At 63.4% G+C, this 12,637-nt stretch carries 12 protein-coding genes and 1 other RNA gene; 10 read left to right on the forward strand and 3 right to left on the reverse strand.

Annotation, left to right across the window (positions count from 1 at the left end):
- Positions 1-160: 160 nt before the first annotated feature.
- Both LB520_RS14320 and LB520_RS14325 read left to right on the forward strand, forming a co-directional pair.
- Complete coding sequence (locus LB520_RS14320) at positions 161-889, forward strand: 3-deoxy-manno-octulosonate cytidylyltransferase (RefSeq protein ID WP_224526764.1); 729 nt, start codon at positions 161-163, stop codon at positions 887-889.
- 9 nt (positions 890-898) lie between these two features.
- Positions 899-1,762 (forward strand): prephenate dehydratase, encoded by an 864-nt coding sequence (locus tag LB520_RS14325; RefSeq protein ID WP_224637922.1) that lies wholly within the window; start codon positions 899-901, stop codon positions 1,760-1,762.
- 130 nt (positions 1,763-1,892) lie between these two features.
- On the opposite strand, the gene LB520_RS14330 is transcribed toward LB520_RS14325, so the two are convergent.
- From LB520_RS14330 to LB520_RS14340, 3 genes are read right to left on the reverse strand one after another with little or no spacing between them, the layout of a single operon-like run.
- The gene (locus LB520_RS14330) at positions 1,893-2,195 is read right to left on the reverse strand and encodes a Dabb family protein (protein WP_127285625.1); all 303 of its coding nucleotides are present in this window, start codon (positions 2,193-2,195) and stop codon (positions 1,893-1,895) included.
- A 10-nt stretch (positions 2,196-2,205) separates the two neighbouring features.
- Complete coding sequence (gene nudC / locus LB520_RS14335) at positions 2,206-3,147, reverse strand: NAD(+) diphosphatase (RefSeq protein ID WP_224637923.1); 942 nt, start codon at positions 3,145-3,147, stop codon at positions 2,206-2,208.
- Positions 3,148-3,190: 43 nt separating this feature from the next.
- The gene (locus tag LB520_RS14340; protein WP_224637924.1) at positions 3,191-3,610 is read right to left on the reverse strand and encodes an HIT domain-containing protein; all 420 of its coding nucleotides are present in this window, start codon (positions 3,608-3,610) and stop codon (positions 3,191-3,193) included.
- Between the two features lie 183 nt (positions 3,611-3,793).
- Between LB520_RS14340 and ffs the strand changes: the two genes are divergently transcribed.
- The 8 genes from ffs (at position 3,794) to LB520_RS14380 (ending at position 12,601) form a co-directional block, all read left to right on the forward strand.
- An RNA gene (gene ffs, locus LB520_RS14345) (signal recognition particle sRNA small type) lies at positions 3,794-3,890 on the forward strand.
- Between the two features lie 106 nt (positions 3,891-3,996).
- A complete protein-coding gene (locus LB520_RS14350) occupies positions 3,997-5,811 on the forward strand; it encodes a DNA polymerase III subunit gamma/tau (protein ID WP_224637925.1) in 1,815 nt (604 codons plus the stop codon).
- A 22-nt stretch (positions 5,812-5,833) separates the two neighbouring features.
- Positions 5,834-6,157, forward strand: a complete 324-nt coding sequence (locus tag LB520_RS14355; protein ID WP_095765991.1) for a YbaB/EbfC family nucleoid-associated protein — start codon at positions 5,834-5,836, stop codon at positions 6,155-6,157.
- 216 nt (positions 6,158-6,373) lie between these two features.
- A complete protein-coding gene (locus LB520_RS14360) occupies positions 6,374-7,357 on the forward strand; it encodes a cell wall hydrolase (protein WP_224637926.1) in 984 nt (327 codons plus the stop codon).
- 200 nt (positions 7,358-7,557) lie between these two features.
- Entirely contained in the window at positions 7,558-8,163 is a 606-nt protein-coding gene (gene recR, locus LB520_RS14365; protein ID WP_140687603.1) for a recombination mediator RecR, read from the forward strand.
- Between the two features lie 172 nt (positions 8,164-8,335).
- The gene (locus LB520_RS14370) at positions 8,336-9,613 is read left to right on the forward strand and encodes a lytic murein transglycosylase (RefSeq protein WP_224637927.1); all 1,278 of its coding nucleotides are present in this window, start codon (positions 8,336-8,338) and stop codon (positions 9,611-9,613) included.
- A 267-nt stretch (positions 9,614-9,880) separates the two neighbouring features.
- Positions 9,881-11,518, forward strand: a complete 1,638-nt coding sequence (locus LB520_RS14375; RefSeq protein WP_411969886.1) for an ABC transporter substrate-binding protein — start codon at positions 9,881-9,883, stop codon at positions 11,516-11,518.
- 15 nt (positions 11,519-11,533) lie between these two features.
- Positions 11,534-12,601, forward strand: coding sequence for an ABC transporter permease (locus LB520_RS14380; RefSeq protein ID WP_224637928.1), 1,068 nt, complete (start codon positions 11,534-11,536; stop codon positions 12,599-12,601).
- Positions 12,602-12,637: the final 36 nt, after the last annotated feature.

The raw sequence follows: 12,637 nt of genomic DNA on the forward strand, positions 1-12,637 counted from the left end.
CGTCCACTCCGTCCGTCGGTCTCGCGAACTGCCCTGAAAGGCCAGTCAAACCGCGCGGAAACTAGGTCTTTTGCTCTGGCGTTGCAACACCTATAAGGGCGCTTCCAGTGAGACCTTTTGCCACTTTTCCATCCGCTTTTTTCGGCTGCCCTGAAATCCGATGTCGACCTTGATCCTGATCCCCGCCCGCATGGCCTCGACGCGCCTGCCGGGCAAGCCGCTGGCCGACATTGCGGGCGTGCCGATGATCGTCCATGTCGCCCGGCGCGGGGCCGAGGCCGGGCTTGGCCGCGTGGTGGTGGCGACCGACACGGAAGCGGTCGCACAGGCAGTGCGGGCGCATGGTTTCGAGGCTGTCATGACCCGCACGGATCACGAATCGGGCTCCGACCGCATCTTCGAGGCTCTGACGGCCCTCGACCCCGAAAAGCAGGTGGAAACGATCGTCAACGTTCAGGGCGATCTGCCGACCATCGACCCCGAGATCATCGGCGCGTCGCTGCGGCCGTTTGAGGACAAATCGGTCGATATCGCCACGCTTGGCGTCGAGATCGTGCGCGACGAGGAGAAGACCAATCCCAATGTCGTCAAGATCGTCGGCTCGCCACAGTCCGCGACACGGTTGCGAGCGCTCTATTTCACCCGCGCCACTGCGCCTTGGGGCGAGGGGCCGCTCTACCACCACATCGGCCTCTACGCGTATCGCCGCGCCGCGCTGGAACGCTTCGTCGCGCTAAAGCCGTCGCCGCTGGAGCGTCGCGAGCGGCTGGAGCAGCTGCGCGCGCTGGAAGCCGGCATGCGCATCGACGCCGAGATCGTCCATTCCGTGCCGCTCGGCGTCGACACGCCCCACGATCTCGAACGCGCCAGGCAAATCCTTTCAAAATGAGACATCAGCATGCCTGAAAAGACCAACAGAATTTCCTTCCAGGGCGAGCCCGGCGCCAATTCCGACACGGCGTGCCGCAACATGTTCCCCGCGATGGAGCCGTTGCCGTGCCCGACCTTCGAGGATGCCTTCAACGCGGTCGAGACCGGCAAGGCCGATCTCGCCATGATTCCGATCGAGAACACCATCGCCGGCCGCGTCGCCGACATCCACCACCTCTTGCCGGAATCGAAGCTGCACATCGTCGGCGAATATTTCCTGCCGATCCATTTCCAGCTGATGGTGCTGCCGGGCGTGAAGCGCGAAGAGATCAGGACCGTCCACAGCCACATCCACGCGCTCGGCCAGTGCCGCAAATATATCCGCAAGAACGGCTGGAAGCCTGTGGTCGCCGGCGACACGGCGGGTTCGGCCAAGATGGTGTCGGAGGTCAGGGACCGCACCATGGCCGCGCTGGCGCCGGCTTTAGCCGCCGAGCTCTATGGGCTCGACATCGTCGAGAAGAATGTCGAGGACACCGACTCCAACGTCACCCGCTTCGTCGTGCTGACCAAGAACAAGCAATGGGCGGAGCGCCCCACGCCGGACGCCAAGATGATGACCACCTTCATCTTCCGTGTCCGCAACGTGCCGGCCGCGCTCTATAAGGCCATGGGCGGCTTCGCCACCAACGGCATCAACATGACCAAGTTGGAGAGCTACCAGCTTGGTGCCTTCACCGCGACGCTGTTCTACGCCGACATCGAGGGCCACCCGGACGATCCGCTGGTCAAGCTGGCGCTGGACGAGCTGCGCTTCTTCTCGCGCGAGATGCGCATCCTCGGCGTCTATCCAGCCAGCGCCTCGCGCGAGCAGTGGAAGGTAGCGGATTAGCGCCAGCCCAATTCAGGTCAGGCCGAGCCGAAAATGGTGGCCTCCGAGAACCGGAGCGGAGCGTACTTGAAGTACGTGAGCACCGGAAGCGCAGGGGGCCGCCATTTGCAGGCCGGCCTCACCTGAATTTTCAGCCGAACCCCAGCGGCACGTAGTCAATCTCCAAAAACTTCTCGACCTCGGGCACCCAGCGGTCGCGCACGAAGGCGACATGGTCGGGGTGCTCGTTGTAGCGCGTGTAGGCCGCCTGGTCGGCGAATTCCATCGAGAAGCCGAACTGGTAGTCGTTCTTCGGGCTCACCTGCCGCAACTGCTCGAAATGCGTGACGCCCTTGATCCCGGTCAGGATCTTCTTCGCATCGTGCAGGAAGCGCTTCGTCTCCAGCGATTGCAGCGGATGCTTCAGCGTGAACACGACGGTATGGCGGATCATGTCTCGTCTCCTATTCGCTGTCGACCCAGGCGCGGATGAGGTGATGGGCTATTGCCCCTTTCGGCGGTGTAATCAAGCCATCGGCATGCTGCCTGTCCAGCATCGTGCGCACCTCGTCGCGGAAGAACCAGCGGCAGTCCTCCAGCTCGTCGAGGTCGGCCTGGATATCCTCGTTAAGGGGCTCGCCGAAACAACCGATCATCAGCGAATAGGGGAACGGCCAGGGTTGGCTGGCGTGGTAGACGACGCGGCCGAGCCGGATGCCGGCCTCTTCGAGCGTCTCGCGCCGTACCGCCGCCTCGATTGTCTCGCCCGGCTCGATGAAGCCTGCAAGCGCCGAATACATGCCCGGCGCGAAATGCCTGCCGCGCCCCAATAGGCATTTCTCGCGCGTCACCGTCAGCATGATTGCCACCGGATCGGTGCGCGGGAAATGGTCGGTGCCGCAGGCAGGGCAATGGCGCCGGTAGCCGCCGGCGCGCATCTCCGAGCGGTTGCCGCATTTGGAGCAGAAGGCATGGCTTACGTGCCAGGCAAGCAGCGCCGCGCCTTGCGCCAGCGCGCCGGCCGCCGCCTCGTCGACCAGCCCTTGCATATAGACGGAACGATAGTCGATCGCCTTGATCGTCTCGGGCAGCTTTTCCGGCTCGATGCCGGCGGGCACGGCCAGCACCGGCCCGCTGTCAGAGAAGCCGAGCAGCACGCCGCGATCGAGTGCGGCTTCGAAAGCTCCACTCTCATCCGTCCTGAACCAGGGGTCGAACGTGCCATCCTCGAGTTTGAGATAGAGCCGGCCCGCATGCATCAACATCAGCCGAGCGGCTTGGTCGGCCAGCGCTTTTTCGACCGCATCATCGGCGCGGTTCTCGGACTGCCGATCGATGCGGTTGCCGGCGAAACCGACGAATTGGCTGGGCTCGCGCAAGGGCGCGTCGAACAGGCGGAAGCTCATGGAAACTCGGGTGGGCTCGATGTGCGGATGGACACTGGTCAGCTTATAGCGCCGCCTTGATCGTTTCGGCAAACCGCCTGATATCGGAGCGCTGGTAGGGCTCGCGTATGCCATAGCCCCAAACCGGTCCCGGCCAGCCGGGATCGCCCTCCGAGCGGGCGACGACGTGGACATGCAGCTGACGCACGATGTTTCCGAGCGCGCCGGTGTTGATCTTGGTGCATCCGGTCACCCGCTTCAGCGCCTGCGCTACCATATTGGTCTCGAAGGTCAGCATCGCCTGGTCGAGCGGCGTCAGGTCGTGAATTTCCTCCACGCCCGGCCGCTGCGGCACCAGAATCAGCCATGGCCAGCGGCGGTCGTTCATCAGCCTGAGCTCGCAAAGGCCAAGCCACAAAAGCTGCTCGCTGTCCGCCTCCAGCCGGGCGTCCAGCGTGAATCCGGCCTCGAGGCCCGGCAGCATGAGCGTTTCCTTCGCTTTTGTTGCAAGCATTTTCCAAACCAGGAACGCTAGAGCGGCGGCAGGGTGGCTGCAAGCGATTCATTGACCGCCATTATCGATTTGAAGGACTTTCCGCCTTCGATGCGGTTGCGGGTTCCGGCTCGGCCCTTGCATTTCGCTGCCGAATTGCCGATATGGAGCGCGGGAGGTTGGTGGTGGACGATCCACTCGCCAACCGGGTCAGGTCCGGAAGGAAGCAGCCCTAACGAGCCCGGAACGGGTCATTGTTCCAGCCTCCCACCTCTTCGCCTTTCTCCCGCGACATTGACGGCGCCAAGCCGTGCGGGAGAGACTATGCGCAGGAATCGGCCGCCTTCCGTCGCGGTCCTGGGAGCTTTTGACGGCGAATGAGCGAAGCCGGAAATTTGGGGCCACAAAGCCTGGAGACTGGCAAGGCCGCCGCTTATCGCGTCCTGGCGCGCAAATACCGCCCTTCGAATTTCTCCGAGCTGATCGGCCAGGAGCCGATGGTTCGCACGCTGACCAACGCCTTTGCCACCGGCCGCATCGCCCAGGCCTGGATGCTGACCGGCGTGCGCGGTGTCGGCAAGACGACGACCGCGCGCATCCTGGCGCGGGCCCTCAACTACAAAACCGCGACCGTCGACCAGCCCTCCGTCGACCTTTCGATCCTCGGCGAGCATTGCCAGGCGATCATGGAAGGCCGCCATGTCGACGTCATCGAGATGGACGCCGCCTCCCATACCGGCATCGACGACATCCGGGACATCATCGACCGGGTGCGCTACGCACCGGTCTCGGCGCGCTACAAGGTCTACATCATCGACGAAGTGCACATGCTCTCCACCCAGGCCTTCAACGGCCTGCTGAAGACGCTGGAAGAGCCGCCGCCGCACGTCAAATTCATCTTCGCCACCACCGAGATACGCAAGGTTCCGATAACGGTCCTGTCGCGTTGCCAGCGCTTCGATCTCCGCCGCATCGATGCCGGCGCGCTTGTCGGGCATCTGTCCTCGATCGCGGCCAAGGAAGGCATTGCCGTCGACGACGAGGCGCTGGCGATGATCGCGCGGGCCGCCGAAGGCTCGGCGCGCGATTCGCTCTCCATCCTCGACCAGGCGATCGCCCATGGCAGCGGCACGGTCAGCGCCGAGGCGGTGCGAGCCATGCTCGGCCTTGCCGACCGCACCCGCATCATCGACCTGTTCGAGCACGTCATGAAGGGCGATGTCGCAGCGGCCTTGGCCGAATTCCGCGCGCAATACGACACCGGCGCCGATCCGGCCGCCGTGCTTACCGATCTTGCCGAGTTCAACCACCTCGTCACCCGCCTGCGCTTCGTGCCGGCGGCAGCCGACGATGCTTCGCTTTCCGAGGATGAGCGCCGGCGCGGCGCCGAATTCGCCGGCACGCTTTCCGTGCGCGTGTTGTCGCGGACCTGGCAGATGCTGCTCAAGGGTATTCCTGAGGTGCAGTCCTCTAACCGCCCGGTCAGCGCCGGCGAAATGGTGTTGATCCGCCTGGCGCATGCCGCCGACCTGCCGACGCTGGACGAGGCGCTGAAATCGCTGGAAGGTGCGGCCCCGCAGTCGAATGCCGCGCCGCGCGCCAACGGAGCACCCGCGGGGTCCGGCAATGGCAGCGCAAGTGCTGTCGCGCAGACCCGGGTGCCAGCTTCCCCCGGCGGCGCGCAGACGATGCGCCTGGTCGAGGCGCAGCCTGTGCCGGAGACCTTCGTTCCCGCGCCGGAGCCGGTCGCCGAGGCGCCTGTCGTTCCAGTGAAATCGCTGGCCGACATCGTTGCGCTTGCCGACGCCAATCGCGACATGGCCTTCAAGGTGCTGCTGAAACGCTGCGTGCGGCCGGTTCGCATCGAGCCCGGCCGGCTCGACGTTGCCTTGACTAACGACGCGCCGAAGATGCTGCTCAACGACCTCACCGCCAAGCTGCGCGCCTGGACCGGGCGCAACTGGCTGGTGTCGCTGTCGAAGGAAGAAGGCGGCCAGACATTGGCCGAGATGGAGACGACGAAGCGCGAGAATGCCTTCTCCGACGCCAAGAGCGATCCCGTAGTCGCGGCCATTCTCGCCCGTTTCCCTGGCGCCAAGATCATCGATGTGCGCATCCCGGACGTGCCGGAAGTGGATGAAGCCGAGGCGGACCTGCCGGTCGAGCCGGCGGCCGATGACGACGAGACCTGAAACATTTTTAGAGGACCAACCGATGAAAGATCTTCTCGGCCTGATGGGCAAGGCGAAGGAAATGCAGGCCAAGTTCCAGGCCATGCAGGACGAGATCGCCACGCTTGAAGCCACCGGCCAGGCCGGCGGCGGTCTGGTCAGCATCACGCTGACCGGCAAGTTCGAAATGAAGACGCTCAAGATCGATCCGTCTTTGATCAAGGCGGACGAAGCCGAAATACTGGAGGACCTCATCCTGGCCGCCCACAATGACGCCAAAAATAAGGTCGAGCAGATCATGCAGGAGAAGACCAAGGCGTTGACGGCAGGCTTGCCGATCCCGCCCGGAATGAAATTGCCTTTCTGAGGCGGTGTCCGCCAGTTAATTGATTATGAACGGAAATTGAGTCCAGCCTGCAATATTAACCATTTGCCGGCAATGCTCACGGGCTCATTTCGCGGCATTCATAAAGTTTTACCCAAGTCCAGAAGTTGCTAACCTTCTAGCCATCTTTTTGCCTGAAAGAGTCTCATTCTTGCCACATCTCGGGGCGGGCTGGCATCTGGACATGAGGCTTTTTTGGTGATCGCGACGCGATGGAAGACGCCGCTGCTGCTTATCGGCATCGTCACTTCCCCCTTGCTCCTGGCCGGTTGCAGCCAGACCACTTCCTCCCATGGCATGTCGGTGTCGGGTCTGACCGACGCCCTTACGCCGAGCTTTCTCAGCTCGCGCTCCTACACGATGAAGGACAAGGAATGCCTGCAAAGGGCGATGTTCTTCGAGTCCAACCGGTCGAGCCGTGACGGCATGATCGCCGTCGGCACGGTCGTGATGAACCGGCTGCGCTCCGGCCAGCATGGCAACACCATCTGCGAGGTCGTCGGCGAGAGGGGCCAGTTCGCGCCCGGCGTGCTGACGCGGCCGATGAACTCCAGGGCGCTGCCCGACGTCGAGGAAGCCGCGAACGCGGTGCTGAAAGGCGAGCGCAAGGCCAAGCTCAAGAACACAATGTATTTCCACACCGCCGGCCTGCGCTTCCCTTACAAGAACATGCATTACACCATGGTGGCCGGCGGCAACGCCTTCTATGAGAAGCGCGGCCGCAACTGGCAGCCGCTGCCGGACGAGCCGATGGTCGCCATGGCCTCCGACAAACAGCAGAAAATCGACCCTGCCGCCCCCGTGCTGGTGGCTTCCGCCGAGCCGGTGGTCAAGACGATCGTACGCCCGGATCCGGCCAAGCAGGCCGCGATGAATGCGGCCGAATCGACGCTTCCGGCCAAGGCGGCAATCGTTCCGGCCGAAGCGACCTATGTGACGGCTGCTGCTGCTCCTTCGCAGAAATCCGGCCGCCTCGCGCAGAAGCCGATGGTCGTGGCGATGCAAGAGCCGATGGCCGAGCCGGATGCCTCGCGTTTCGGCGGCACGCTCAAGGGCCGCTACGTCTCTTCGGTGCCCAGCGCGCCGCAGGAAGCGTCGATGGGCTTCCAGTCGACACCTGAGAACACCGACGCCATCGGCGCGATGATCGCCAGCCAAGATCGGCCGCTCGAAACCAACTGAGCCCGATTTGATCCAATACAGGGCCCGCCATGGCGCCATGGCGGGCCCTCTGCCCTTGCTGGCTGTTCCAAACCGCTCTGAAAAATCCTGGATCAGTCCACCGTTTCAAGAAGCGGCGAACTGTTCCATCTTTTCCTTGCGCGCAATTCTGGACGGAAAACCGCTTCGCACTTTTCCTGGAATTGCTCTAGATCAGGGCGATGTCGAAAAGAATCGCCGGTCCGGAAATCGAACGCCTGATCCAGCTCCTGGCCAAGGTGCCGGGGCTTGGGCCGCGCTCGGCCAGGCGCGCAGCGCTTCATCTCATCAAGAAGAAGGAACAGCTGCTCGAGCCCCTGGCTGCCGCCATGAGCGAAGCGGTCGACAAGGTGCGCATCTGCTCGACCTGCGGCAATGTCGATACCGCCGATCCTTGCATGATCTGTACCGACCCACGCCGCGACGCCGGCACGCTGATCGTCGTTGAAGACGTCTCGGACCTTTGGGCGCTGGAGCGCGCGGCGGCGATGAACGTGCGCTATCACGTGCTCGGCGGCACGCTGTCGCCGCTCGACGGTATCGGTCCGGATCAGCTCAACATCCGCTCGTTGGTCGACCGCGTTGCCGGCGGCGAGGTGAAGGAAGTCATCCTCGCCGTCAATGCCACCGTCGAGGGGCAGACGACGGCGCATTACTTGACCGATCAGTTGTCGGGCTTCGATGTGAAGGTGACGCGGCTCGCGCATGGCGTGCCGGTCGGCGGCGAGCTCGATTATCTCGACGAAGGCACGCTGGCCGCGGCGCTGCGGTCGAGGACGGCGTTTTGAGGGGACTTATGGGGGCTTGGAGATGACAGCGTTCCTTCGCGCCCCCCTCTGTCCTGCCGGACATCTCCCCCTCAAGTGGGGAGATCAGACGTCACGCCGGCTTTCGCCAATCTCCAACGTCGCAGGATTGAGCGGAGCGCCGAAGCTGCCAATCTCCCCCCTAGAGGGGGAGATGTCCGGCAGGACAGAGGGGGGCGCGACAGAACGCCAGCCTTCCAGATTGGTCGTCCTTTCCTTTCTGCTCGCGTTGATCGCTCTCTTCACTATCACCCCCACCCATGCCGCCCCCATCGACGACCAGTTCCAGGCCTGGCTGCAGACCGACCTCTGGCCCGAAGCCAAGTCCAAAGGCATCTCCAGGAAGACCTTCGACGCTGCCTTCCTCGGCGTGAAGCCGAACTTGAAACTGCCCGATCTCGTCCTGCCCGGCGAGAAGCCGACGACGCCTGAGAAGCAGCATCAGGCCGAGTTCGGCCCGCCGGCCAGCTACTTCGCCGAGAAGATCGTTCGGGCCGTCACCTCGGGCGGAAGGACGCGCGAGAGCGCCAATGCCCGGACGCTCGGGCTGATCGAGAAGCGCTATGGCGTTCCGGGCGAGATCGTGCTGGCGATCTGGGGCCGCGAGACCGGATTCGGCGCGGCCAAGATGCCTTACGACGCCTTCGAGGTGCTGGGCACCAAGGCGTTCATGTCGACCAAGAAGGATTTCTTCCGCACCGAGGTGCTGGCGGCGCTCGAAATCGTCGAGCGCGGGCTGGCGCCGGTCAATGCGATGAAATCGTCCTGGGCCGGCGCGCTCGGCCAGCCGCAATTCATGCCGACCTCCTTCTTGAAGCACGCCGTCGATTTCGACGGCGACGGCCGGCCCGATATCTGGAATTCGACGCCCGATGTGCTCGCCTCGATCGCCAACTACCTCGTCCACTATGGCTGGGTGAGGGGGCGCGGCTGGGGGGCCGAAGTGACGGTGCCGGCAAATGTGTCGTGCTCGCTCGAAGGACCCGACCGGGGCAAGAGGATCTCCGATTGGGTGGCGATGGGCATCAGGCGCGTCGACGGCAAGGCGTTTGCGGCGAGCGAATTGAAGGCCGAGGGCTTGCTGCTGATGCCGGCCGGGCGCAGCGGTCCGGCCTTCGTCGTGACGCCGAACTTCTATGTGCTGAAGCAATACAACAACAGCGATCTCTACGGCTTGTTCATCGGTCATGCCGCCGATCGCATCGCCAAGGGCGACGCCGCCTTCGTCGGCGGCTGGGGCGCGGTCGGCGATCTCCACCGCTCCGACATCGCCTCCCTGCAGCGGGCGCTGGAGGCCAAGGGCTACGATGTCGGCAGCGCCGACGGCCTGCCCGGCTTCAAGACCCGTCGCTCCATCGGGATCTGGCAGGCAAAGAACGGCAAGCCCGCCACCTGCTTTCCCGATGCGGGTTTGGTCGCGCAGCTGAAATAGCGGCTGCCTCGCAAGGGACGGAGCTGATAATTTTTTGCGGATTGGCGGCTTAAATTAGCCGGCGCATGGTCGACTCATGCGGCTCGTCTGGTCCGCCGATATAGCGTCTCGCAAAATGTCCGTTGCCGGTTCGAGAACCGCTGAATAGGGTGTTGACCAACTGGACAAAAAACACGACGGTAAGCGGTCAAAGCCGCAGCCGGCCTTGCAAAGAACAATACAGCCCTGAGCCGGGAACTCAGGTCAACAAAACAGGGAACGATCACTATGATGCTGGAAAAGTTTGCTCTCCGCTCGCGCGCCTTGCTTGCGGGCGCCGCGCTGTCCGCGCTGCTCGTCGCGCCCGCTTTCGCGGTCACGCCCGCCGATACGCTGGTCGAGGGCTTTGCCATCGACGACATCATCTCGATGGATCCGGGCGAAGCGTTCGAGCTGTCGACGGCCGAGGTCACCGGCAACACCTATGATCTCCTGGTCCGCCTCGATCTCAGCGACACCTCCAAGGTCAAGCCCGACCTCGCCGAGAGCTGGACCGTTTCCGATGATGGCCTGACCTATACGTTCAAGCTCAAGCCCGGCATGAAATTCGCCTCCGGTAATCCGATCACCGCCGCCGACGTCGCCTATTCCTTCGAACGCGCCGTCAAGCTCGACAAGAGCCCTGCCTTCATCATCAACCAGTTCGGCATTACCGGCGACAACGTCACCGAAAAGGCCAAGGCCGTCGACGACACCACCTTCCAGTTCGTCGTCGACAAGGCCTATGCGCCAAGCTTCGTGCTGAACTGCCTGTCGGCCACCGTCGCGTCGGTCGTGGATGCCAAGCTGGTCAAGGAACATGTCGCCGCCGCCACGCCGAGCGCCGACTACAAATGGGACAATGACTTCGGCAATGCCTGGCTGAAGACCGGCTATGCCGGCTCCGGTCAGTTCAAGCTGCGCGAATGGCGCGCCAACGAGGCCGTCGTCCTGGAACGCAACGACAATTACAATGGCGAGAAAGCCAAGCTCGCCCGCGTCATCTACCGCAACATGAAGGAAAGTTCGGCGCAGCGCCTGGCGCTTGAAGCCGGCGATATCGACGTCGCCCGCAATCTCGAGCCGAACGATCTCGACGCCATTGCCAAGAATGCCGATCTCACCACCACCAGCGCGCCGAAGGGCACTGTTTTCTACATCAGCCTCAACCAGAAGAACCCGACGCTCGCCAAACCCGAGGTTCGGCAGGCGTTCAAATATCTGGTCGACTACGATGCGTTGAGCACCACCATCCTCAAGGGAATCGGCGAGATCCATCAGTCCTTCCTGCCCAAGGGCGACCTCGGCGCCATCGATGACAATCCCTTCAAGCTCGACGTCGCCAAGGCCAAGGAGCTTCTGGCCAAGGCGGGCGTGCCGGACGGTTTCAAGGTGACCATGGATGTGCGCACCGGCCAGCCGACGACCGGCATGGCCGAATCGATCCAGCAGACGCTCGGCCAGGCCGGCATCAAGCTGGAGATCATTCCGGGAGACGGTAAGCAGACGCTGACCAAATACCGCGCCCGCAACCACGACATCTATATCGGCCAATGGGGCCAGGACTATTTCGATCCCAACTCCAACGCCCAGACTTTCGCCTCGAATCCCGACAATTCCGACAACGCCAAGATCAAAACGCTGGCCTGGCGCAATGCCTGGGACATTCCGGACCTGACCAAGGTAACCGAGGCGGCATTGCTGGAGAAGGATTCGGCCAAGCGTGCCGACATGTACAAGGACCTGCAGCACAAGATCCTGGACACCAGCCCCTTCGTCATCATCCACCAGCAGCTGGAAGTGGCGGGGCTGCGCAAGAACCTTCAGGGTTTCAAGCTCGGCCCGAGCTTCGATACCAACTTCGTCTGGCCGGTCTCGAAGCAGTAACCCTGGGCGCAACGCGTGAGCGTAGCTGAAAACCAGGCGGCGGCCGGGCGCGGCAGCGCTCGCGCCGTCGCCATCCTATCGTCGCTCGGCCGCTTTCTGGTCATTGCGGTGACGACCTATCTCGGTCTGCTCGCGGTGACCTTCTTCATCGGTCGCGTCATCCCGATCGATCCGGTGCTGGCCGTTCTCGGCGACCGGGCGCCGACCGCCGTCGTCGAGCGCACGCGCCGCGAGATGGGCCTCGACCTGCCCTGGATCGAGCAGTTCTACCTCTATGTCAAAAGTGCGCTGAGCGGCGACTTCGGCACGTCGGTGCTGACCACCAATCCGGTGATGACCGATATCCGCCGCGTTTTCCCGGCGACCATCGAGCTGGCGACGCTGGGCACGCTGATCGGCGCTATCATCGGCGTGCCGCTCGGCGTGCTGGCCGCCGTCAAGCGCGGCAGCCTCATCGACCAGATCGCCCGCATCGTCGGCCTCATCGGCTATTCCGTGCCGATCTTCTGGCTGGGGCTGCTCGGGCTGGTGCTGTTCTACGCCAAGCTGCAGTGGATCGCTTTTCCGGCGCGGCTCGATGTCGTCTACGAATATACCTTCACGCCTATCACTGGCTTCTATCTGCTCGACGCCGCGATCCAGGGGCAGTGGGACGTCTTCTACGACGCCTGGCGCCACATCGTCCTGCCGGCTTCGCTGCTCGGCTACCTGTCGCTTGCCTATATCAGCCGCATGACGCGTTCCTTCATGCTGAACGAGCTGGCGCAGGAATATATCGTCGCGGCCCGTGCGAAAGGCCTGTCGGAGACGCGCATCATCTGGGGCCACGCGCTGCGCAACGCCGCTGTGCCGATGGTGACGGTGATCGCGCTTTCCTACGCCAACCTGCTCGAAGGTTCGGTGCTGACCGAGACCGTCTTCTCTTGGCCGGGCATCGGCCTCTACATCACCAACTCGCTGCAGAACGCCGACATGAACGCCGTGCTCGGCGGCACCATTGCCATCGGCTCGGTCTTCATCGCCATCAATCTTTTCTCCGATCTGCTCTACCGGCTGCTCGATCCAAGGACGAAGACCGGATGATCGGAGCTATTGCCGTTTTGGGCTTGGCCGCGGCCA

This window comes from Mesorhizobium sp. CA12 (assembly GCF_020165255.1).
GTDB lineage: Bacteria > Pseudomonadota > Alphaproteobacteria > Rhizobiales > Rhizobiaceae > Mesorhizobium.

Bases quoted from the DNA above. Each gene is read 5' to 3' on its own strand.
- LB520_RS14320 (WP_224526764.1), top strand. From the start codon at position 161: ATGTCGACCTTGATCCTGATCCCCGCCCGCATGGCCTCGACGCGCCTG.
- LB520_RS14325 (WP_224637922.1), top strand. From the start codon at position 899: ATGCCTGAAAAGACCAACAGAATTTCCTTCCAGGGCGAGCCCGGCGCC.
- LB520_RS14330 (WP_127285625.1), bottom strand. From the start codon at position 2,195: ATGATCCGCCATACCGTCGTGTTCACGCTGAAGCATCCGCTGCAATCG.
- nudC (WP_224637923.1), bottom strand. From the start codon at position 3,147: ATGAGCTTCCGCCTGTTCGACGCGCCCTTGCGCGAGCCCAGCCAATTC.
- LB520_RS14340 (WP_224637924.1), bottom strand. From the start codon at position 3,610: ATGCTGCCGGGCCTCGAGGCCGGATTCACGCTGGACGCCCGGCTGGAG.
- LB520_RS14350 (WP_224637925.1), top strand. From the start codon at position 3,997: ATGAGCGAAGCCGGAAATTTGGGGCCACAAAGCCTGGAGACTGGCAAG.
- LB520_RS14355 (WP_095765991.1), top strand. From the start codon at position 5,834: ATGAAAGATCTTCTCGGCCTGATGGGCAAGGCGAAGGAAATGCAGGCC.
- recR (WP_140687603.1), top strand. From the start codon at position 7,558: ATGTCGAAAAGAATCGCCGGTCCGGAAATCGAACGCCTGATCCAGCTC.
- LB520_RS14370 (WP_224637927.1), top strand. From the start codon at position 8,336: ATGTCCGGCAGGACAGAGGGGGGCGCGACAGAACGCCAGCCTTCCAGA.
- LB520_RS14375 (WP_411969886.1), top strand. From the start codon at position 9,881: ATGATGCTGGAAAAGTTTGCTCTCCGCTCGCGCGCCTTGCTTGCGGGC.